The organism is Citrobacter sp. Marseille-Q3906 (assembly GCF_916618775.1).
GTDB lineage: Bacteria > Pseudomonadota > Gammaproteobacteria > Enterobacterales > Enterobacteriaceae > Citrobacter > Citrobacter murliniae.
Window position 1 is genome coordinate 2228251 of the sequence record NZ_CAKAKA010000002.1, and the last position, 21180, is coordinate 2249430.

General features: G+C 48.9%; 24 protein-coding genes and 1 riboswitch. Of the genes, 15 read left to right on the top strand and 9 right to left on the bottom strand.

Annotation, left to right across the window (positions count from 1 at the left end; all coding sequences use genetic code 11):
* Positions 1-246 precede the first annotated feature (246 nt).
* The 9 genes from LG384_RS14920 (at position 247) to yegS (ending at position 7027) form a co-directional block, all read left to right on the top strand.
* Positions 247-765: a ClbS/DfsB family four-helix bundle protein gene (locus LG384_RS14920; RefSeq protein ID WP_045444819.1), complete on the top strand. Its 519-nt coding sequence runs from the start codon at positions 247-249 to the stop codon at positions 763-765.
* Positions 766-926: 161 nt separating this feature from the next.
* Positions 927-1256 carry a YkgJ family cysteine cluster protein gene (locus LG384_RS14925; protein WP_071828981.1) on the top strand — a complete coding sequence of 110 codons (330 nt, stop codon included), beginning with the start codon at positions 927-929 and terminating at the stop codon, positions 1254-1256.
* 205 nt (positions 1257-1461) lie between these two features.
* Positions 1462-1977 carry a lipoprotein gene (locus LG384_RS14930; protein ID WP_045444822.1) on the top strand — a complete coding sequence of 172 codons (516 nt, stop codon included), beginning with the start codon at positions 1462-1464 and terminating at the stop codon, positions 1975-1977.
* Positions 1978-2204: 227 nt separating this feature from the next.
* On the top strand, positions 2205-2933 hold the full coding sequence (gene artP, locus LG384_RS14935; protein ID WP_045444825.1) for an arginine ABC transporter ATP-binding protein ArtP: 729 nt from the start codon (positions 2205-2207) through the stop codon (positions 2931-2933).
* A 17-nt stretch (positions 2934-2950) separates the two neighbouring features.
* On the top strand, positions 2951-3682 hold the full coding sequence (artI, locus tag LG384_RS14940) for an arginine ABC transporter substrate-binding protein ArtI (protein ID WP_045449691.1): 732 nt from the start codon (positions 2951-2953) through the stop codon (positions 3680-3682).
* A 6-nt stretch (positions 3683-3688) separates the two neighbouring features.
* Positions 3689-4405 (top strand): arginine ABC transporter permease ArtQ, encoded by a 717-nt coding sequence (gene artQ / locus LG384_RS14945; RefSeq protein WP_045444828.1) that lies wholly within the window; start codon positions 3689-3691, stop codon positions 4403-4405.
* On the top strand, positions 4405-5073 hold the full coding sequence (artM, locus tag LG384_RS14950) for an arginine ABC transporter permease ArtM (protein WP_045444831.1): 669 nt from the start codon (positions 4405-4407) through the stop codon (positions 5071-5073). The genes artQ and artM overlap by 1 nt, the downstream gene beginning before the upstream one ends.
* 194 nt (positions 5074-5267) lie before the next feature.
* Positions 5268-5999 (top strand): arginine ABC transporter substrate-binding protein ArtJ, encoded by a 732-nt coding sequence (gene artJ, locus LG384_RS14955; RefSeq protein ID WP_045444834.1) that lies wholly within the window; start codon positions 5268-5270, stop codon positions 5997-5999.
* A 128-nt stretch (positions 6000-6127) separates the two neighbouring features.
* Positions 6128-7027 (top strand): lipid kinase YegS, encoded by a 900-nt coding sequence (gene yegS / locus LG384_RS14960; protein ID WP_200012742.1) that lies wholly within the window; start codon positions 6128-6130, stop codon positions 7025-7027.
* A 21-nt stretch (positions 7028-7048) separates the two neighbouring features.
* On the opposite strand, the gene fbaB is transcribed toward yegS, so the two are convergent.
* Positions 7049-8101 (bottom strand): class I fructose-bisphosphate aldolase, encoded by a 1053-nt coding sequence (gene fbaB / locus LG384_RS14965; protein WP_045444840.1) that lies wholly within the window; start codon positions 8099-8101, stop codon positions 7049-7051.
* A 252-nt stretch (positions 8102-8353) separates the two neighbouring features.
* On the opposite strand from fbaB, the gene LG384_RS14970 reads away from it, so the two are divergent.
* The 3 genes from LG384_RS14970 to LG384_RS14980 are packed head-to-tail and all read left to right on the top strand — an operon-like array spanning position 8354 to position 11594.
* Positions 8354-9631, top strand: a complete 1278-nt coding sequence (locus tag LG384_RS14970) for a nucleoside permease (protein WP_045444843.1) — start codon at positions 8354-8356, stop codon at positions 9629-9631.
* A complete protein-coding gene (locus LG384_RS14975) occupies positions 9628-10632 on the top strand; it encodes an ADP-ribosylglycohydrolase family protein (RefSeq protein WP_200012744.1) in 1005 nt (334 codons plus the stop codon). Before LG384_RS14970 ends, LG384_RS14975 begins: the two co-directional genes overlap by 4 nt.
* Complete coding sequence (locus LG384_RS14980) at positions 10629-11594, top strand: PfkB family carbohydrate kinase (protein ID WP_200012746.1); 966 nt, start codon at positions 10629-10631, stop codon at positions 11592-11594. Before LG384_RS14975 ends, LG384_RS14980 begins: the two co-directional genes overlap by 4 nt.
* Here the strand turns inward: LG384_RS14980 and LG384_RS14985 are convergent.
* From LG384_RS14985 to LG384_RS15000, 4 genes are all read right to left on the bottom strand, one after another.
* Complete coding sequence (locus LG384_RS14985; RefSeq protein ID WP_045444852.1) at positions 11568-12314, bottom strand: GntR family transcriptional regulator; 747 nt, start codon at positions 12312-12314, stop codon at positions 11568-11570. The two genes, LG384_RS14980 and LG384_RS14985, sit on opposite strands and share 27 nt — an antisense overlap.
* A gap of 114 nt (positions 12315-12428) precedes the next feature.
* Positions 12429-13229 (bottom strand): bifunctional hydroxymethylpyrimidine kinase/phosphomethylpyrimidine kinase, encoded by an 801-nt coding sequence (thiD, locus tag LG384_RS14990; RefSeq protein ID WP_225761158.1) that lies wholly within the window; start codon positions 13227-13229, stop codon positions 12429-12431.
* Positions 13226-14014, bottom strand: a complete 789-nt coding sequence (gene thiM / locus LG384_RS14995; protein ID WP_225761159.1) for a hydroxyethylthiazole kinase — start codon at positions 14012-14014, stop codon at positions 13226-13228. Before thiM ends, thiD begins: the two co-directional genes overlap by 4 nt.
* 31 nt (positions 14015-14045) lie before the next feature.
* A riboswitch (TPP riboswitch) is annotated at positions 14046-14142 on the bottom strand.
* Between the two features lie 119 nt (positions 14143-14261).
* Positions 14262-14468 (bottom strand): glycogen synthase, encoded by a 207-nt coding sequence (locus tag LG384_RS15000; protein WP_225761160.1) that lies wholly within the window; start codon positions 14466-14468, stop codon positions 14262-14264.
* Between the two features lie 471 nt (positions 14469-14939).
* On the opposite strand from LG384_RS15000, the gene LG384_RS15005 reads away from it, so the two are divergent.
* Positions 14940-15827, top strand: coding sequence for a hypothetical protein (locus LG384_RS15005; protein ID WP_225761161.1), 888 nt, complete (start codon positions 14940-14942; stop codon positions 15825-15827).
* Between the two features lie 109 nt (positions 15828-15936).
* Here LG384_RS15005 and LG384_RS15010 read toward each other — a convergent pair whose 3' ends face one another.
* The 3 genes from LG384_RS15010 to LG384_RS15020 are packed head-to-tail and all read right to left on the bottom strand — an operon-like array spanning position 15937 to position 18392.
* On the bottom strand, positions 15937-17076 hold the full coding sequence (locus tag LG384_RS15010) for a M20 family metallopeptidase (protein WP_048221063.1): 1140 nt from the start codon (positions 17074-17076) through the stop codon (positions 15937-15939).
* 18 nt (positions 17077-17094) lie between these two features.
* Entirely contained in the window at positions 17095-17553 is a 459-nt protein-coding gene (locus LG384_RS15015) for a hypothetical protein (RefSeq protein ID WP_225761162.1), read from the bottom strand.
* A gap of 2 nt (positions 17554-17555) precedes the next feature.
* Entirely contained in the window at positions 17556-18392 is an 837-nt protein-coding gene (locus LG384_RS15020) for a DUF3100 domain-containing protein (RefSeq protein WP_045444924.1), read from the bottom strand.
* A 288-nt stretch (positions 18393-18680) separates the two neighbouring features.
* Between LG384_RS15020 and tdcA the strand changes: the two genes are divergently transcribed.
* Together tdcA and LG384_RS15030 are read left to right on the top strand one after the other, a co-directional pair.
* Positions 18681-19619, top strand: coding sequence for a transcriptional regulator TdcA (gene tdcA, locus LG384_RS15025; RefSeq protein ID WP_045444927.1), 939 nt, complete (start codon positions 18681-18683; stop codon positions 19617-19619).
* A 170-nt stretch (positions 19620-19789) separates the two neighbouring features.
* Positions 19790-20122 carry an RcnB family protein gene (locus LG384_RS15030; RefSeq protein ID WP_144243075.1) on the top strand — a complete coding sequence of 111 codons (333 nt, stop codon included), beginning with the start codon at positions 19790-19792 and terminating at the stop codon, positions 20120-20122.
* A 67-nt stretch (positions 20123-20189) separates the two neighbouring features.
* Here the strand turns inward: LG384_RS15030 and LG384_RS15035 are convergent, their stop codons facing one another.
* Positions 20190-21173 carry a fimbrial protein gene (locus tag LG384_RS15035; protein WP_225761163.1) on the bottom strand — a complete coding sequence of 328 codons (984 nt, stop codon included), beginning with the start codon at positions 21171-21173 and terminating at the stop codon, positions 20190-20192.
* Positions 21174-21180: the final 7 nt, after the last annotated feature.

Sequence of the window (21180 nt, forward strand, 5' to 3'; positions counted from 1 at the left end):
TCAGCAAATTATATAAATTTCAAATTAATATATTTGATTTTTTTGAGCTCGATGCTGCCTCAATAAACAATTTTCCTCCCAATAGTTTCCCTGTTTTTTGTATTGATATCTTATGAAGAAAAAGCAAATGAGCTTATCTACCCAAGGGCCTTTCCCTGCTGTTGTAAGTGATACATAATTGACTGTTTTTCAAACACTACACCGTAGTCTTTATGGTAACTCTTCTGAAGCGAGAGGGAATTCTTTATGAGTGTGCCGCAAACCAAATCTGAACTACTTTTCGCTATTGATAAAAATTTCAGTAAATTAATGAGTTACCTTAGCGCAATCCCTCCCGAGTTAACTGCAGATAGCTCGATGGAGGGACATGCCAAAGGGACAGAAATGAGCGTTCATGACCTGGTTTCATACCTGCTCGGATGGAACGCCCTGGTTGTAAAGTGGATCACTTCTGACGCGAAAGGGATGCCCGTCGACTTTCCTGAGACGGGCTATAAATGGAATCAGCTTGGTCTTTTAGCGCAAAAATTCTACTCAGATTACAGTGAGTTGAGCTATAGCTCATTAGTAACCGAGCTTCAGGCCGTAAAAAATGAAATTGTGAAGCTTATTGATGAGCGCTCTAATGACATTTTGTATGGAAAACCATGGTACACAAAATGGACAATGGGAAGGATGATCTCCTTTAATACATCTTCACCTTATGCCAATGCTAATGGAAGATTAAGAAAATGGGCCAAAAATAAGAATATCAGCTTAAAGTAAACATCTGCGCAAAATAGCATGGATGAAAAATTATCCTGCCCCCCTATTTACAAATACCCAACTGGATGCAATATCAGTAACGTACACTTGCCCGGGTACCAAAGGCTGACATAATTTATATGTCGATTTAATTGATATGTAATGTTGTAACAGGTGAAGTAATGAGCAATCTGAACCCATGCATGACATGTGGCGCGTGTTGTGCATTTTTTCGTGTTTCTTTCTATTGGTCTGAAGGTGATGATGCTGATGGTGTAGTGCCAGCCCAATTAACCGAACAGGTATCCCCTTTCCTGCGCTGTATGACAGGCACTAACCAACCCCGCCCCCGCTGCGTTGCCCTTTGTGGAACGCCAGGACAATCTGCCCACTGTACTATTTATGAAAACAGGCCTACTACATGTAGAGAGTTTGCCATGACTGGTGAAAATGGTGGTGTGAATGAAGCGTGTAATCGTGCAAGGACATATTACGGACTCCCCCCACTTTGAACGTGGCTCCCCAGGGAGCGAGTAAAAACAATGCCTTAATCAATTATGCTATCATTGAAAAGATATGATTCATTATCGCTGTTGTAGAACGCTCATACTCTGAATCGTTCGAGCGCCGGTCACGCTGCTACGCAGTGACCGGGATGAGCGAGTATAGCCAACGCATCAGCAACTTGAAATATAACGAGTATATAAGGAAATCATTATGCGCTACTCAAAACTCTCTCTGCTGGTTCCATGTGCACTACTTCTCAGCGCCTGTACGACGGTGACTCCGGCCTATAAAGACAATGGTCCGCGTAGCGGCGCATGTGTGGAAGGTGGGCCGGACAGCGTGGCACAGCAATTCTACGATTACCGCATTCAGCATCGTAACAATGATATGACCGCCCTTCGTCCGTACCTGAGCGACAATCTGGCGAAACTGCTGACCGATGCCAGCCGCGACAACACGCACCGTGAACTGTTTAACAGCGATCTTTTCTCCAGCCGCACCACATTACCGGATAGCGCCAGCGTTGCCAGTGCATCGACCATTCCGAATAGTGATGCACGCAACATTCCACTGCGCGTAGAGCTTAAACAAGGGAATCAGACCTGGCGTGATGAAGTGCTGATGATCCGTGAAGGCCAGTGCTGGGTTGTGGACGATGTACGCTATCTCGGAGGCAGCGTACACGCGCCAGCCGGGACGCTGCGCCAGTCCATCGAAAATCGCTAATTACCACCATTCAACAGCTTAAATCATAACCCCCATAAATTGTCTGGCATTCTGCATAGAATGCCGACAATTATTCTTGCCCACTGGTGACCCCGCTATTTTGTGCTATGTTTAGATAAGAATGCGGTTTGCATTTAACTTTTAACGCATAAATATTGCATAACTATTCTGTCAAAGGTAGTATCTGCGGCTTCAATAGCTATCAGACTGCCAGTATACGAGTGTCAATGAGTATTCAATTAAACGGCATTAACTGCTTCTACGGCGCCCATCAGGCGCTGTTCGATATCACGCTGGATTGCCCTCAGGGTGAAACACTGGTGTTACTTGGCCCAAGTGGAGCCGGGAAAAGCTCGCTACTGCGCGTACTCAATCTGCTTGAGATGCCGCGCTCGGGCACGCTCTCTATTGCGGGCAACCGTTTCGACTTCACGAAAACCCCTTCCGATAAAGCCATTCGTGAGCTGCGTCAGAACGTGGGTATGGTTTTCCAGCAATACAATCTTTGGCCGCATCTCACAGTGCAGCAAAACCTGATTGAAGCGCCCTGCCGCGTACTCGGTCTGACGAAAGAAAAAGCGCTGGCACGTGCCGAGAAACTGCTGGAACGTCTGCGCCTCAAGCCTTACAGCGATCGTTACCCACTGCATCTTTCCGGCGGTCAGCAACAGCGTGTGGCCATTGCTCGTGCGTTGATGATGGAGCCGCAGGTACTGCTGTTTGATGAGCCTACCGCGGCGCTTGATCCGGAAATTACGGCACAAATCGTCAGCATCATCCGTGAGCTGGCTGAAACCAACATTACTCAGGTGATCGTCACCCATGAAGTGGAAGTTGCACGTAAAACTGCCAGTCGTGTGGTGTATATGGAAAACGGTCATATCGTAGAGTTTGGGGATGCGAGCTGCTTTGCCAACCCGCAAACCGAAGCGTTTAAAAACTATCTCTCTCACTAAGATTCGGGACAATGACAATGAAAAAAGTTCTGATTGCCGCGCTAATCGCAGGTTTTAGCCTTTCCGCTACCGCAGCCCAAACTATTCGTTTTGCTACAGAAGCGTCTTATCCTCCGTTTGAATCCATCGATGCTAATAATAAGATCGTGGGCTTTGACGTTGATCTGGCGAATGCGCTGTGTAAAGAGATTGACGCTACCTGTACGTTCACTAACCAGGCGTTCGACAGCCTGATCCCAAGCCTGAAATTCCGTCGTTTTGACGCGGTAATGGCCGGCATGGACATCACTCCGGAGCGTGAAAAACAGGTACTGTTCACTACTCCTTATTACGACAACTCTGCGTTGTTTGTTGGTCAGCAAGGTAAATTTACCAGTATTGACCAGCTGAAAGGCAAAAAAGTCGGCGTGCAAAACGGCACCACGCACCAGAAATTCATCATGGATAAACATCCGGAAGTGACCACCGTTCCGTATGACAGCTACCAGAATGCCAAACTTGATCTGCAAAACGGTCGTATTGATGGCGTCTTTGGTGATACTGCAGTCGTGACTGAATGGCTGAAAGACAATCCGAAACTGGCCGCCGTCGGCGATAAAGTCACGGATAAAGATTACTTCGGCACCGGCCTGGGCATTGCTGTGCGCCAGGGTAATACCGAGCTGCAGCAGAAATTTAACGCTGCGCTGGAAAAAGTGAAGAAAGATGGGACTTACGAGACCATCTACAACAAATGGTTCCAGAAGTAATACTTGATGAATGAATTTTTTCCTTTAGCAAGCGCCGCCGGGATGACCGTCGGCCTTGCGGTTTGTGCGCTGATCATCGGCCTTGCGCTCGCCATGCTTTTTGCCGTCTGGGAGTCTGTAAAATGGCGTCCGGTGGCCTGGACGGGCTCAGCTCTGGTCACTATCCTGCGTGGGCTACCAGAAATTCTGGTCGTTCTGTTTATCTATTTTGGTTCCTCTCAACTTCTGCTGACGCTGGCCGATGGCTTTACGATCAATCTTGGGTTCGTACAGATCCCCGTTCAGATGCAGATCGAAAACTTCGACGTCAGCCCGTTCCTGTGCGGCGTCATTGCATTGTCATTGCTGTACGCGGCCTATGCCTCGCAAACGCTGCGCGGTGCGCTGAAGGCCGTTCCGCTCGGACAATGGGAGTCGGGTCAGGCGCTGGGGTTGTCTAAGACCGCCATCTTCTTTCGTCTGGTGATGCCGCAAATGTGGCGCCATGCTCTGCCAGGCCTGGGTAACCAGTGGCTGGTACTCCTGAAAGATACCGCATTAGTTAGCCTGATTAGCGTGAATGATCTGATGCTGCAAACCAAAAGCATTGCTACCCGTACTCAGGAGCCATTTACCTGGTACATCGTTGCAGCCGCTATTTACCTGGTGATTACGCTGGTGAGTCAGTACATTCTCAAACGCATTGACCTGCGCGCAACACGTTTTGAGCGGAGACCGGGCTGATGCTTGAGTATTTACCTGAATTGATGAAAGGGCTGCATACCAGCCTGACACTCACGGTCGCATCCATCGTTGTGGCTCTTGTTCTGGCGCTAATTTTCACCGTCATCCTGACGCTGAAAACCCCCGTGCTGGTCTGGCTGGTTCGCGCCTATATCACGCTGTTTACTGGTACGCCGCTGCTGGTGCAAATCTTCCTCATCTACTACGGGCCAGGACAATTTCCCGCGTTGCAGGAATACCCGGTACTCTGGCATCTGCTGTCAGAACCGTGGTTGTGCGCCCTGATTGCGTTGTCATTAAACAGCGCGGCCTATACCACGCAACTGTTCTACGGCGCTATCCGTGCGATACCGGAGGGCCAGTGGCAATCATGTGGTGCGCTGGGGATGAGCAAAAAGGATACGCTGGCAATACTGCTACCTTACGCCTTTAAACGCGCCCTATCCTCTTATTCAAACGAAGTGGTGTTGGTGTTCAAAAGCACCTCGCTGGCCTACACCATTACGTTGATGGAAGTCATGGGCTACAGCCAGTTGTTGTACGGTCGCACTTATGACGTGATGGTCTTCGGTGCAGCAGGCGTCATTTACCTGATCGTAAACGGGCTGTTGACTTTAATGATGCGCTTAATCGAGCGCAAGGCACTGGCGTTTGAACACAGAAACTAACCATATAATCCAGACCGTATAAACTGCATAAGACAATAACATCAAGACGGACAAGTCTCTCAACTGTCCGTCTTTTTTTATCTTATAAAAAATACTTAATCATTTTTATTGCATACAAATTCATTAAATGGCATTGTAAATCTATGCCGCAGACACGGTAAATAATCATAAGATTGACAGACGGGAGTTCCACCATGAAAAAGTTAGTACTGGCCGCATTACTTGCTACTTTCGCCACCGGCGCCTCAGCTGCTGATAAAATTAATTTCGGTGTATCAGCGACCTACCCGCCATTTGAATCGCTGGATGCGAGCAATAAAATTGTCGGTTTTGACATCGACCTGGCAACAGCATTGTGCAAACAAATGCAGGCTGACTGTACTTTTACCAATCATGCTTTCGACAGTCTGATCCCCGCGCTAAAATTCAAAAAATATGATGCGGTGATTTCCGGTATGGATATCACCCCAGAGCGTAGTAAGCAGGTCTCCTTTACTCAGCCATACTATGCAAACTCTGCGCTGGTGATTGCGAAAAAAGATACCTATAAAACTTTTGCCGATCTAAAAGGCAAACGTATCGGAATGGAAAACGGCACCACACACCAGAAATACCTGCAGGACAAACATCCTGAAGTAAAAACTGTAGCCTATGACAGCTACCAGAATGCGATTATCGACCTGAAAAATGGACGTATTGATGGCGTATTTGGTGACACCGCGGTGGTTAATGAGTGGCTGAAAACCAACCCTCAGTTAGGTACGGCAACGGCAAAAGTAACTGACCCTGAATATTTCGGAACCGGCCTTGGTATCGCAGTTCGCCCGGATAACAAAGCCCTGCTGGAAAAATTGAATAATGCGCTGGCCGCCATCAAAGCTGACGGTACTTATCAAAAAATCAGCGACCAGTGGTTCCCGCAATAATCTCCCCTTGTCAGAAAAGCCGCAATCGCGGCTTTTTTTCTCTTTACGCTTCCGCTTTCAGTCTGTTCCTGGGTCATATCCCGATTCCTGGCATACACTTGTTAAAACGATAAAAGTGAGGCAAAAGGATGATAGCGTTCCCTGCCAGCTTACTGATCCTGAATGGAAAAAGTGCTGATAATCTCCCTCTACGTGATGCAGTCGCCCTGCTTCGCGATGAAGGCGTGGAAATTCATGTTCGCGTTACCTGGGAAAAAGGTGATGCCCGGCGCTACGTTGATGAAGCCCGTCAACTGGGTGTCGCAACGGTGATTGCCGGCGGGGGTGACGGCACCATCAATGAAGTCTCCACCGCGTTAATTCAGTCGGAGGATAGCCACGCTATCGCACTGGGTATTCTGCCGTTGGGAACAGCGAATGACTTCGCCACCAGCGCAGGCATCCCGGAGGCGCTGGATAAAGCGTTAAAGCTTGCTATCGCCGGGAATACGGTAGAGATCGATATGGTACAGGTGAACGATAAAACCTATTTTATCAATATGGCGACGGGGGGTTTTGGAACCCGGATCACCACCGAGACACCGGAAAAACTCAAAGCCGCACTGGGAGGCGTGTCGTACTTTATCCATGGACTAATGCGAATGGATACCCTCAAACCCGACAGTTGCGAAATTCGCGGTGAGGGCTTTCACTGGCAGGGCGACGCGCTGGTGATTGGCATCGGCAACGGGCGCCAGGCTGGTGGCGGACAGCAGCTTTGCCCAACAGCACTGATTAATGACGGTTTGCTACAGTTGCGGATATTTACCGGAGAAGAACTGCTTCCGGCACTGCTTTCGACGTTAACGCAATCCGATGACAACCCTAACATCATTGATGGAGCATCGGCATGGTTTGACATCCGTGCGCCACATGAAATCACCTTTAATCTCGATGGTGAACCGCTCAGCGGACAGGAGTTTCATATTGAAATCCTGCCCGCAGCGTTGCGTTGCCGGTTACCACCAGATTGCCCGCTGTTACGTTAGTACAAAGCAATCCGCAATGATTCAGGCAATTGTGACTTTGCTATCCAGATAAACATCCTGCACGGCGTTAATCAGCTTAACGCCGTCTGCCATAGTTTTCTTGAAGGCTTTACGACCAAGAATTAATCCCATCCCACCGGCACGTTTATTAATCACCGCTGTGCGCACCGCATCGCTGAGATCGGTTTCGCCCCCGGCGGCCCCGCCTGAGTTAATTAATCCAGCCCGGCCCATGTAGCAGTTCGCTAGCTGATAGCGCACCAGATCGATAGGGTTGTCAGTCGTCAATTTGCTATAGACGCGATCGTCGGTGTAGCCGAAATTAACCGCTTTATACCCACCATTGTTTTCTGCCATTTTCTGCTTAACGATATCTGCACCGATAGTGGCAGCCAGGTGGTTAGCCTGCCCGGTCAGATCGGCGGAAACATGGTAATCCACGCCGTCTTTTTTAAATGCCGAATTACGCAGATAGGCCCACAGAACCGTCACCATCCCCAGTTCATGAGCACGCTCAAATGCCGCAGAAATCTCTTCAATCTGGCGACGCGACTCCTCTGAACCAAAATAGATGGTCGCTCCAACCGCTACCGCCCCCATGTTGAACGCCTGCTCCACGCTGGCATACAGCGTCTGATCAAAGGTATTAGGGTAACTGAGCGTTTCATTGTGGTTAATTTTCACAAGGAATGGGATACGGTGCGCGTAGCGGCGAGAAACGGAAGCCAGCACACCATAGGTCGATGCCACGCAGTTACAGCCCGCTTCGATAGCCAGCTCAACGATATTCTTTGGATCAAAGTACAACGGATTAGCAGCAAACGATGCCCCGGCGGAATGCTCCACGCCCTGGTCCACCGGCAAAATAGACAGATATCCCGTCCCGGCGAGTCGGCCTGTGTTGTACAGCGTCTGCATATTACGCAGCACGGCAGGCGGACGGTTATTATCCACCATCACCCGGTCGACGTAGTCATGTCCAGGCAGGTAAAGTTGATCAGAAGGAATGGTCATACAACGATGCTGTAAAAGGTTGTCGGCGTCTTTGCCAAGCAACTGCGCAATATCAGTCATAGCTATGCTCCCGTAAGTTCCGGCCAGATACCGGAATATGGATTGTCCTGACCCGCCTTGTTGCGGGCAGCAATAAGTCTGGTACTGACTGCGCATTTTTTCCATCTTTAGCGCACTTTTCAGCGGTTTCCGCTGGCTCGATTCAGGCAGAAAAAATGTTACAGCGGTCAAATTTAAGCCACAAAGGTATTTTAAAGGTATTATCAAGTGGTACTATCGAGGCGTACCTTACCTGTCATGAAGGATTTAAAGATGAAAACTACAGTTAAGCTGTCGTTCATGATGTTTGTAGAGTGGTTTATCTGGGGCGCCTGGTTTGTACCTCTCTGGCTATGGCTGAGTAAAAGCGGATTTACCGCCGGTGAAATTGGCTGGTCCTATGCCTGTACAGCGATTGCTGCCATTCTCTCACCAATTTTTGTTGGCTCGTTAACTGACCGCTTTTTCTCCGCGCAAAAAGTGCTGGCCGTGCTGATGTTCGTCGGGGCAATTCTGATGTACTTTGCGGCGCAGCAAACGACATTTAGCGGATTCTTCCCGTTATTACTGGCGTACTCGCTAACCTATATGCCGACCATTGCGCTCACTAATAGCATCGCTTTTGCCAACGTACCGGACGTCGAACGCGATTTCCCGCGCATCCGTGTTATGGGGACAATTGGCTGGATTGCTTCCGGTTTAGCATGCGGATTCTTACCGCAAATGCTCGGCTACAACGATATCTCACCAACCAATATTCCTCTGCTCATCACCGCCGGAAGCTCTGCTTTACTCGGTGTTTTTGCCTTCTTCTTACCGGATACACCACCGAAAAGTACCGGCAAAATGGATTTCAAAGTCATGCTGGGGCTGGACGCATTAATCCTGCTGCGTGATAAAAACTTCCTCGTCTTTTTCTTCTGTTCGTTCCTGTTTGCTATGCCACTCGCGTTTTATTACATCTTCGCCAACGGCTACCTCACGGAAGTCGGGATGAAAAACGCTACCGGCTGGATGACGCTGGGCCAGTTCTCTGAAATCTTCTTTATGCTGGCGCTGCCGTTCTTCACGAAACGCTTTGGCATCAAAAAGGTATTACTGCTTGGTCTTATTACCGCGGCGATCCGTTACGGATTTTTCGTTTACGGCGGCGCGGAAGAATATTTCACTTACGCACTGCTGTTTCTCGGCATTCTGCTGCACGGGGTCAGTTACGACTTCTACTACGTGACGGCCTATATCTATGTCGATAAAAAAGCGCCAGTACACATGCGGACTGCCGCCCAGGGGTTGATCACTCTCTGTTGTCAGGGATTCGGCAGCCTGCTTGGGTACCGTCTGGGCGGGGTGATGATGGAAAAAATGTTTGCCTATAAAGAACCAGTAAATGGTCTCACTTTCAACTGGGCAGGTATGTGGGGATTTGGCGCGATTATGATCGCCGTCATTGCCGTACTGTTTATGATTTTCTTTCGCGAATCAGACAAAGAAATCACCGCAATTAAGGTGGACGATCGCGATACTGCGTTGACACAAGGGGAAGTAAAATGAAAGCAGAACGTATTCTCGGTGCTCTTTATGGGCAGGCGTTAGGGGATGCGATGGGTATGCCGTCGGAACTATGGCCAAGAAGCCGTGTTAAAGCACACTTTGGGTGGATCGACCGCTTTTTGCCTGGCCCTGCGGAAAATAACGCTGCCTGTTATTTTAACCAGGCAGAATTCACTGATGACACGTCAATGGCATTGTGCCTGGCTGACGCCCTGCTTGAATGCAACGGGGAAATCGTACCAGACGTGATTGGGCGCAATATTCTGGCCTGGGCCGAACGCTTTGATGCCTTCAATAAAAACGTACTCGGCCCCACATCTAAGATTGCGCTAAACGCTATTCGCGATGGTAAGCCGGTCGCCGATCTTGAAAATAACGGCGTAACCAACGGCGCAGCGATGCGCGTTTCTCCGCTGGGTTGTCTGCTGCCAGCACGCGATCTCGATGCTTTTATCGATGATGTGGCGCTGGCATCCAGCCCGACGCATAAATCAGACCTGGCGGTGGCCGGTGCAGTGGTGATCGCATGGGCGGTTTCGCGTGCGATCGACGGAGCGAAATGGGCGGATATTGTCGAGGCTCTCCCAGCCATTGCCCTGCATGCACAACAAAAACGGATCACTACCTTTAGTGCATCGCTCTGCGCACGTCTGGAGCTGGCGCTTAAAATCGTCCGCAACGCAGACGGTGCAGAATCGGCCAGCGAGCAGTTGTATCAGGTCGTTGGAGCCGGTACCAGTACCATTGAATCCGTCCCCTGCGCAATCGCCATGGTTGAACTGGCGGGGACCGACCCCAACCGCTGCGCCATTCTGTGCGCTAACCTCGGCGGCGATACGGACACTATCGGCGCAATGGCGACAGCTATTTGCGGCGCGTTGCACGGCCCTGACGCTATTGATTCGATGTTGAAACTGGAGCTGGATACCGTTAATCAACTGGACTTTACACGCTACGCCACGGAATTGACGCGCCTGCGCGAACAACGGGAGGCATTATGAGCATCACGCGTCTGCGAGATCTTCTTCCGCAATTACACACTCAGCGGCCGGTAACGGTGGTGGGCGCGGCGGTAATTGATGTGATTGCCGATGCGTATGCCCTTCCCTGGCGCGGTTGTGACATTGAGCTGAAACAACAGGGCGTTAACGTTGGCGGCTGTGCGCTGAATATTGCTGTAGCGCTCAAGCGTTTAGGTATCAACGCCAGTAATGCTCTACCGCTAGGCCAGGGCGTGTGGGCCGATATTATCCGCAACCGGATGGCAAAAGAGGGATTACACAGTCTGATCGATAATGCTGAAGGCGATAATGGCTGGTGTCTGGCACTGGTGGAGCCGGATGGTGAACGCACCTTTATGTCCTTCAGCGGCGTAGAAAATCAGTGGAATGCTGACTGGCTGGCACAATTGAACATTCCGCGCCAGAGCCTGGTTTACCTGTCAGGCTACCAGCTGGCCTCACCGTGCGGCGAGTTGCTTGTGCAATGGCTGGAGGGTCTGGAAGAGGTGACGCCGTTTATCGATTTTGGTCCACGGCTCAGCGATATTTCTGATGCCCTGATGGCACGAATTATGGCCTGTCATCCGCTGGTGTCACTGAATCGCCAGGAGGCAGAAATCGCCGCCGGGCGGTTCAGGTTAAGCCCCGATGTTGAAGGTTTTGGTGCCGAGTGGGTGAAGCGCTTTACCACACCGGTTGTGGTCCGCCACGATAAAGAGGGTGCATGGTATTTCAGCGAGCAAACGTCCGGTTGCGTTGCCGCATTCCCCACGACGGTCGTGGATACTATTGGCGCGGGTGACAGCCACGCAGGAGGAATGCTGGCTGGACTGGCCTCGGGCTGGTCGCTGGCCGATGCCGTACTCCTTGGCAACGCAGTGGGATCGTGGGTGGTCGGTCATCGCGGCGGCGATTGTGCCCCCTCACGTGACGCGTTACTCCTCGCACACAAAGACGTATAGATCGCTTCGACAATAGCTAATACTGTACTCAATGGGCCGTTGCTGCTGGTCGAGCGCTACCTGCTTGATCACCAGTACCGGCACTCTGCTGTCCATCTGAATATGCGACTGAAATTCCGCATCTGGCATCCGCGCGCTGACGCGTGAGCGCGTACGCTGCGGGAAAATATGCTGGCTGCGGAAATAGTCATAAAGAGAAACACCGATGGAATCCACATCATGAATAAGATGCGCGGGAACCCACGATTCTTCAATTGAAACGGCATCTTCATCCACGTAGCGAATACGTTTGAGCAGGAAAACTTCACTTCCGACGGCAATTGCCAGTTGCTGCGCCACCTCTTCCGGGCATGCCACCACACGTTTGTTAACCCACAGCGTATCCGGCTTTTTACCGCGTAAAACCACCTGCTGCGAAAAACCGCGTGCTTCTTTTAGCGAATACTCGAAGATATTATTAATCTGCGTCCCGTAACCACGGGCGCGGGTTACCACACCTTCTTCTTCCAGCGCCTGCATCGCTTTGCGCACCGTAATTCGTGAAACACCAGTCAACTGGCTGAGATCGCGTTCACCAGGCAGAATATTGCCATGTTCCAGGATCCCGCTGCGCACAGCGTCCTTAACCGTTTGAGCGAATTTCATATACAGCGGCGTGTTATCTGCCGCTGAAATACGTTCATTCAGTTGCGCGATAAGCTGGGTATGCGCTTGTTCCATTTATCTTTTTCCTGGCTGCCAGTACTGCAGTCAGTATATACAAAAAATCATTCAAGATGCATCGTGGTGGCGAATGTGAAATCGACCGGGAGCAATATTGAAAGATAATCTGTGTTACCACCACGCATGGAAATGATGCACCGGACCAATCCCCTCCCCCACCTCAAGCGTATCCGCCTGAGCCAGTGCTGCAGAGAGCCACAACTTAGCCTCCTGTACCGTGTCGGCCCAACTGGAATGACGCGGACGCAGTGCCGCCAGCGCCGCCGATAGCGTACAACCAGTACCGTGGGTATTTTTGGTCATCACCCTTGGGGCGGTAAAACGCTGTTCACCATCGCGGGTAAAAAGCCAGTCCGGGCTTTGTTCGTCATCCAGATGACCACCTTTCATTAATACTGCATCACAGCCTAACGCACGAAGTGCACGCCCTTGTTCGAGCATTTCCTGTTCCGTTCGTGCGTGCGATGCCCCAAGTAACGCCGCAGCTTCTGGCAAATTCGGCGTGATAATTGACACCTGCGGCAACAAACGGGTACGTAGTGTTTCAACCGCAGAAGACGAAAGTAATGGATCGCCGCTTTTCGCCAGCATGACCGTGTCCAGCACCACGTTCTGCACCTGATGACGGCGCAGGCGTTCAGCGACCGCCTCAACAATGTCCGTTTCAGCCAGCATGCCAATTTTGGTGGTATCGATACGCACATCATTGAATACGGAGTCCAGCTGCGCGGCGACAAAATCAGGTTCGATCCGATAAACCGACTGCACCCCGCGCGTATTTTGCGCCACTAACGCCGTAATTACAGAGCAACCATATGCCCCGAGCGCTGAGAAGGTCTTCAAGTCAGCCTGAATACCTGCGCCGCCGCTAGGGTCGGTTCCGGCTATCGTTAATGCGTTAATGCGTTTCATGCTTGCTCCTGCATTTCCAGGTTATAGAGGGCATCGAGAAATGCCGGGATAAAACTTCCCGGTCCGATTGCTTGTTCAGAGGCTATTTTTCCAGCCTGCTTCATCCAGCTACAGGCGGAAGCCACGTTATCAAGCCGATCACCATGCAGTGCGCAACTGGCTGCTACCACCGCCGACAGAGCACATCCAGTACCAACCACACGCGTCATCAGCGGATCACCTCCGCTCACGCTGACGGTGCGCTGGCCATCGGTGACGTAATCCACTTCCCCGGTGACCACAACAATAGTTCCAGCCTGGCGCGCCAGCGCCTGTGCCGCCGGAAGTGCTGCGACTGCCGTATCGGTGGTATCCACCCCTCGCCCACCGCTGTTCATCCCCGCGAGGGCAAGTATTTCCGAGGCATTACCGCGAATTGCGGCAGGCCGAAGCGTCAGTAAATCCAGACAAAAATAACGACGATAGTCCAGAACACCCACGGCAACGGGATCGAGAGTCCAGGGGGTTTTAGCAAGATGCGCCCGCTCGGCTGCAGCACGCATTGCTGTGGCGCGACGTTGAGTGAGAGTACCTACATTAATCAGTAACGCACTGGCGATAGTTGCAAACTGGCTCGCTTCTTCCGGTTCAATCACCATTGCAGGCGACGCACCTAAAGCCAGTAATGTATTGGCAGTAAAACTCTGTACGACCTCATTGGTCATACAATGTGTGAGCGGGGAAAGTGTTCTAAATTGGTGAAGGGTATGAGCCGCGAGCGTGCGGCTGTGCAGGTCAGGCTGCATGGTTCAGCTCCTGCCCGCGCGAAGAAGGGACACGAGCAGTGTCAGACTTCCCTACGCTGGCATTATCCAGATCAGGTGGTACGGGTATTTCTCAGCCTTCACAAGGAAGGGCACCCCGAGTCGTTGTCACATAAAATTTTGTAACACTGGCAGCGTAGAGGAAGTCGTTTGCTGATGCAAGTCCTCGCCAGGTATCCCATCTTTATATCTGATACAAGCCAACAGCAGAAACATCAACACCTAATAATCACTTATTGTTAGCATGCCTGTTTCTGTGAAAATCGAGACGCGCCAGAAAAATTTCTTTTTGTTCATCGGTCATATTCCCGGCGACTTCCTCGGGGCTCAATTGAGTCCCGTTTGATTCCATCATAACCAGGCTGCGCGCGATGAAATCCAGCCCGGTAAAAGTTTTGGCACTGTCGAATTTTTCAGCGGTGAGCGTTTTTGACATTTTGGCAGTTTCCTTACATTTTATGATGCGTCTTAGTCTGATAGTACATCGTCAGGCTTAGAAAAATGCTCAGTGGCTCTCAGTTCTGTTCTACCGAACTCACTTTGATACTTAGTAAAGAAGCGAAATACCTAAATTTATCGCCCTGAACGTCAAAAATAACATTCGCAACGTCTCACATATCCATTCATTCATTTGAGATTAAAAACAACTCGCTTTTAAGTTTCCCACTAGTTCTGTCGTTTTACTTCCAGAGATAAATTGGAAATTTAAATCATGATGACACCACTTCGTCCAGCCAGGGCCATTGCTCAGCGTTTATTTGTTGGCTCACTGCGCTCGGCCTTTTCATCAGAAAATGCAAATGGCAATAAAACCGTACAAACTGACAGTGCCATCGTCACATCAGTTGTTGAGATAGCGGAATCTTCGCTACAACCGCCTCAACCGGAAACGATAAAAAGAGAGGTATTGCTGGCAGCGACAAAATATCTTCTGGATGAGGATATTCAGCCTGAACCTGAACCTGAACCTGAACCTGAACCTGAACCTGAACCTGAACAGCATTATTCAGCATCTCCATCGCTGATAAAATCCACTCGTTTGCAATTAGCACCGCCGCCAACAGCTCCAACATTACCAAACCGGTCCCCTGCTCCTTCAGATAAAATATCGCCACAACCCGCAACGCCAGACCGCAGCCAACCCGCTGGCACTGAAAAACCTGGCATAGAGGGGGGCAAGCGGGAACAAACTGCGGCCCCCATTGTGTTAACGGGTAAAATCAGTACGTTGAGGTTACCAGATGAAACTCTTGCCGCTTCTCGCCGCTCGCCCGAACTCGTCACCACACAAGCACCGATGACTCGTATAGCCACTGACAGTTTGTCGGTGACAACAGAAAGTACTCAGAAGCTCCCCCCGAATGAGGAAAACCAGCAACCCATTCAATTTCCGGCACTATTTTCCAGAATAAAGGTTCACTCCACTCAGGAGGCATCCCCTTCAGCCAATCCTGAAAAAGCAGGAACGGCGGAATTTCCAGAGATAAAAGAACAAACGGTGCTGGTCAAAGAACGACGCGAAAGTACGCCATCTCAGCGCCCTAAAGAGTGGCTCGATATATTGGATAAGATGCAACAGGAAGAGACAAAAATGTACGAATCTCGCAATAGTGCCCAAAAAACGCGCAAAGAAGAGAACGCTCATAACGGTGAAATGCCCAAAGGCGAGTATTACCCTTATCCACCAGCAACGCAGCAGGAAAACACACTATCCCCTTCCAGTATGTTGCATCTTCCCATTATCGCCGGGTTCACTTTTTTAGTCGTGACGGTACTGTTTCTTATTCTGAATTAACATAAACCCCTGATTATGCTTTCTCTGAGAATAAAATCGGCGTTACTTTCACTGAGAAATGAGGCCACAATTGTAGCCTCTTAAGTATATTAGTGGGTTGCCGGGAGCGTCACAAACCAGCAAGCATGGCAAACAGTGTGGCACCAGTAAGAATGCAATTCTCATTAACAATAAAGGGATTAGAATGCAGCGGGTTGCTAATTCCTTTGCTGTGATCGCCACTGCCAAGAAAGAAAAAGGCACCTGGCTTTTCTTCCAGGAAAAACGAGAAATCCTCAGATCCCACCATTGGCGGATGCCCGGTCAGGACATTTTCACTCCCAAGGAACTGACGGGCAATATCTATCAATTTCTGGGCCTCTGCTGGATGATTACTGATAGCCGGGTAACCCTTCATTTCAAGTTCTGCGGTATACCCTCTCCGACGAGTCTCCTGAATTTCTTCCATAAAATGCCGAATCATTGTTTTTTGGACATCTTTATCAAATGAACGAATAGAACCCTGCAACTCTGCCGTTCGGGCTAAAATATTGGGCGCTTCACCAGCTTTAAGCATACATGTGGAAATCAGTGCGGCTTTGTTGGGATCAACGTGATCAGTAATAATTGCTCTGAACTCATTCAGCAGACGGACGGCTTCCGACAACGCATCCAATCCCAGATGGGGGGCAGAAGCATGAGCACTCTTGCCTTCAATCATCAACCTGAACTGATCGCCGTTAGAGGACATGATGCCCGGACTAATGGCTATCTGACCGCAATCTATCTGCGGGTCATTATGCAAACCGTAAACCTGATCAACTCCGTCCAGGCAACCTTTCTCGATCATTCCTTTTGCCCCTCCACGGAACATTTCTTCCGAAGGTTGGAACAAAAAGCGTATGTTAGCCTTAAGGTTCATCCGCTGATCGCTCATGATCTTCGCGGCAGTCAGTGCGATAGCCATATGCAGATCATGTCCGCACAGATGCGCAGCCCCAGGATACTGAGAGATAACCACCTCACCGGGTTTTTCTGTTGCCGGTAAAGCATCCATATCAGCACGGAATGCAATCACTGGGAAAGCCGTATCGACATATAGGTCGGCATAAAAACCCGTATGAAAACAATCAGTAACTGTATACCCCATATCTTTGAGCTGATGAATACAAAAACTCCGGGTTTCACATTCCTCTCGGCCCAGTTCCGGGTACTGGTGAAAATGTCGACGCATGCTGATGCCGTAATCAAGGTAGGTTTGATATTCCATAATTTACTCGCTTGTTAATCAGATAATGCCCTGGATGTTCAGGATGAACTGGGCCACAAAAGCAGCGCCGAAGAAGGCGGTGGTAAAGACCAGTAATGAAATGATGACAATGCGCCAGCTGAGAGATTTCAGTTTGTCGAGACTGTTTCCAACAGACAGTCCTGCGAACGCCAACAAGGGTGTAGTCGTGGCCAGAAAATCAATCCTGTTGGTGTAACGCATGAATATTTCACTCACTGGTGAGTATGGAATGCTGAGTAAGAGTGCAATCAGTGTGGCCCATGCAAATGCAGGAAGCGGCAGTCTCGGCAGCCAGGCTTTGATTTGCAGTGATACCAGAATAATGGCCAACATCATCAACGCACCGGGGATTGCAGCCAGTGGGGACATCCCTTTTCCAACCCACTGAGCGACCAGAACCAGGGCAATGCACGGAATAATGATGCGGGTACTCGCAAGGTGTTCTTTAAGTATCATGATTATTTCTCCGCTGGGATCTGGGTATTTTTATGAGGTAACACGCGATACATCAGGTTACTCAGGGGAAGAGCGAGAAAGATCAGTGCATACATACCCGTGAATGCGGCCAGCATGTTACTTGTTGCAGCGAATGCCAGAATTTGCGAGGACATTGCAGGTACGGCGGCGGCAAGTGAGGCGGAAGCTGCGGCCATCATACTTCCGGATCCCAGTCCACAAGCGACAGCCAGAGATAAGGGGTTCAGTCCAATTTGCAGCCCTAATGGACTAATGATCCCGAAATAGACTGTTCCGATAACCGAGCCGACGAGGTAAGTACCAAGAACACCAGTTCCTTCCGGACTCTCGATACCATATTTTTCGCCAATAACGCCCAGTGAAGGTTCACGAGAAATACTTGAGCAAGCACCAATAGATTCCCGGCGCATCCCTAGCATCAGGGCAACTGGCATGGCGATTAACACTGAACCAAGGTTGCCAATTTCCTGGAGGATAAGAGCAGGCCCCGCATTAATCACCGCCCTAATGTTTGGTCCCACCAGAGTGCCATATTTAACGCCCAGGGGAAGCAATGCCAGCATCACCACATTGCCGGTGATGCTTATTTCTTTACGAGAAATAAATTTCCCGAGTGGTTTTATATAGTTGCCCAACAAATCAGGGGTTATTATAACGCCAAGGATAACGGCGTAGAGCATCGGTAAAAAATTAATAGTTGTTTTACCGATGTGTATTGAAGTCACTCCAATCCATTCAGATACAACCACGATAATTAACACTGCCATTATTATTTTAACCAATGAACGTTCATTTTCACTTTTATCATATGAACTCATGATCAGACTCCATGATAGAGAACTAAGGGGTACGGGTTTATCATGAAGTCAAATAATCCAGAGCATAAGACTGTGAAAAACTATAGTGATAAAAAAAAGTTATCACTGTTTCCGTTATTTTGATTTAAGTCAAAAACGAAGAAAAAATAGATATTATTTTACGAACAAAATCAACACTATAAAGCAAATCGTTATCTGTATCACAAAATAAAAAAAGCCATTTTTGCTTAGTCTGCGCATTTGTTTTATGGGAATATAAGTATAATTACTTTGTATGAGATCTTATTTATGCATGCCCTGCCAAAGACACAATATTTTATCGTGTTTCAGGAAGTCGTTCGCTGTGGGAGTATCCGGGCTGCAGCAAGATCGTTGGGACTCACACAGCCCTCGGTTACTAAAACCATTCATGATATTGAAGACTATTTTGGTACAGAGCTAATAATCCGAAATAACACCGGCATTGAATTAAGTGATGCTGGCAAAATATTACTTCCGCATGCCAGAACGGTTCTTAAAGATTTATCGCTGGCCGTCAATGATATGCGCAGGATCCTCGATGAACCGGTTATGGAACTCGCTTTTGGATTTTCATCTCTGATCGGTTTTACCGCAATGCCGGATATTATTACGCAGTTTACCCGGCGCTATCCGATTGCTCAGATATCAATGAAGGAAGCCCAACTCTCATCCCTGCTACCGGATTTGCGGGAAGGCAGACTTGATTTCGCTATTGGAACAGTGACACCAGATATGCCAGTTCAGAATTTGTATGTCTGGCCACTCTTTAGTGCAGAGTTTGCATTCATTTCCCGGCAAGATCACCCCCTTGCAGCATGTGAAACATTGAACGCTCTGCGACAAGCTCGCTGGGTATTGCCCCAGACAGATATGGGATACTACCAGGCGTTGTCCGAGTTGTTAGAGCATAACGTCGTCAACACTGACCGGGTAATACATACTGACTCAGTGATCACTATTTTTAATCTGGTGATGCATGCTGGGTATATCACGGTACTGGCGCGAGCAATGTCATCCCCTTTCGAAGGATTTCAGTTGCGGGAGCTACCTGTCAGGGAAATTCTTCCTCAGGCCCGTTACGCCCTGGTTTGTCCCCGGAATAAAAGAATGAGTCCAGGTGTTGAGGCACTGGTTTCCGTTATCCGAAATTATGACTGGTCGCGGTTTGCTGGACTCAATGTTACGGAGAATTCTCCCTCATCCTGATTAGCCCGATTCAACGCCTTACCGACCTACATCATGAGTGGCGTATCTCTACGTTTTTATTTACACTTTTTACGAAATTCTGGGAGTCATAACAAAATAGTGCTTGTCAGACGCCCTGTACGATGAGAATGATACACGACTGATTTTGACGACCCGAATAAGTAGAGAGGATGGGTATGAAGAACAAAATGTTGTTGGGTGCATTATTACTCACGACCAGCGTTGTTTGGGCCGCGCCAGCCGCAACAGCTGCCCCCAAGGGGATTGATAAGTATGAGCTAAGTGGTTTTATTGCCGACTTTACCCATTTCAAGCCAGGAGACACAGTCCCTCAGCTGTACCGTACTGATGAGTACGCCATTAAGCAGTGGAATCAGCGCAACCTGCCAGCACCAGCCGCAGGCACACACTGGACCTATATGGGTGGCGCATATGTACTGATTAATGATGCCGACGGGAAGATCATTAAAGCCTATGACGGCGAGATTTTTTATCACCGGTGATAAAATGCATACACGTACTTTCGGAATGAAAGTACGTGAGTTCACCAGACTGTCATAATAATATTAATTAATCATAGGATACAGCAAATATCACTTTGCTCTGCATTTCACCTGGTTGCAATGGTTCCTCTGCGACTCGCACGTATTTTGCGATAATCGGAAACGTGTACTGATTACTGATTGCTGCCATTTTAGCAATCCTGTTCATTAATATATCTCCGCGTCTTAATGGCGTAGTCGCAGTGCCATTATATATCTGGAAGCCAACGCCTTTCGCACCATTAATGAAGGTATTTTTCAATATTGTACCACTCTCGTTCCAGTCACCACGTGAAACGATAAAACTTACCGGATTAGTAGTAACGTTGTACACACTATCGCAGTTCAATACCAGATTTGCAGTACCTGATTTGGTATTAGTTGTGCCTACTATGTCATTTAATGTGGTCTCTGGCATTTGGATTTTGTATGTAGATTCTGAAAACCGGCAGGTTGTAGGTTTGTGTGTCACAGTAAAATTAATATTCTGAGTAAAGGCTGAAGAGTTTGACAATCGTCCTGTAATCCAACAATAGAGATAACTTAACCAGTTGGATGTACAGGTGTTTTCTGAGGTAATGCTCACAGCGGGATCGCTCAGATTAAATGCATTGCCAGATACCGTCTGCTTTGCAGTTCCTGAATTTACATAAGATGCCGTCACTGTAAAAACTTTATCATTCAGTATTTCTCCGGCACTAACCGTTCTATTTCCTATGCTTACAGGAAAACCATCTCCGATTAAGTTAATCTTAATTAAAACTCTATTACCACTACTACCCTGAAAAGCAACAATATAGTCCTGCAATGGTGTGGCGTAATATAAATTATCACTATTGGCATTGCATTTTATATTACCAGTAGCGTTGATATTTAGTTTCACTACCGCAACTCCTGTAGTCATATCCAGATTAACAACTGGCGTTGCCGCGTTTGAATTATCAAAAGTACATTTCGCCTGTAACCCAAAGGATGACAACAGCAAAAATATTAGACATATATACTCTTTCATATTTATC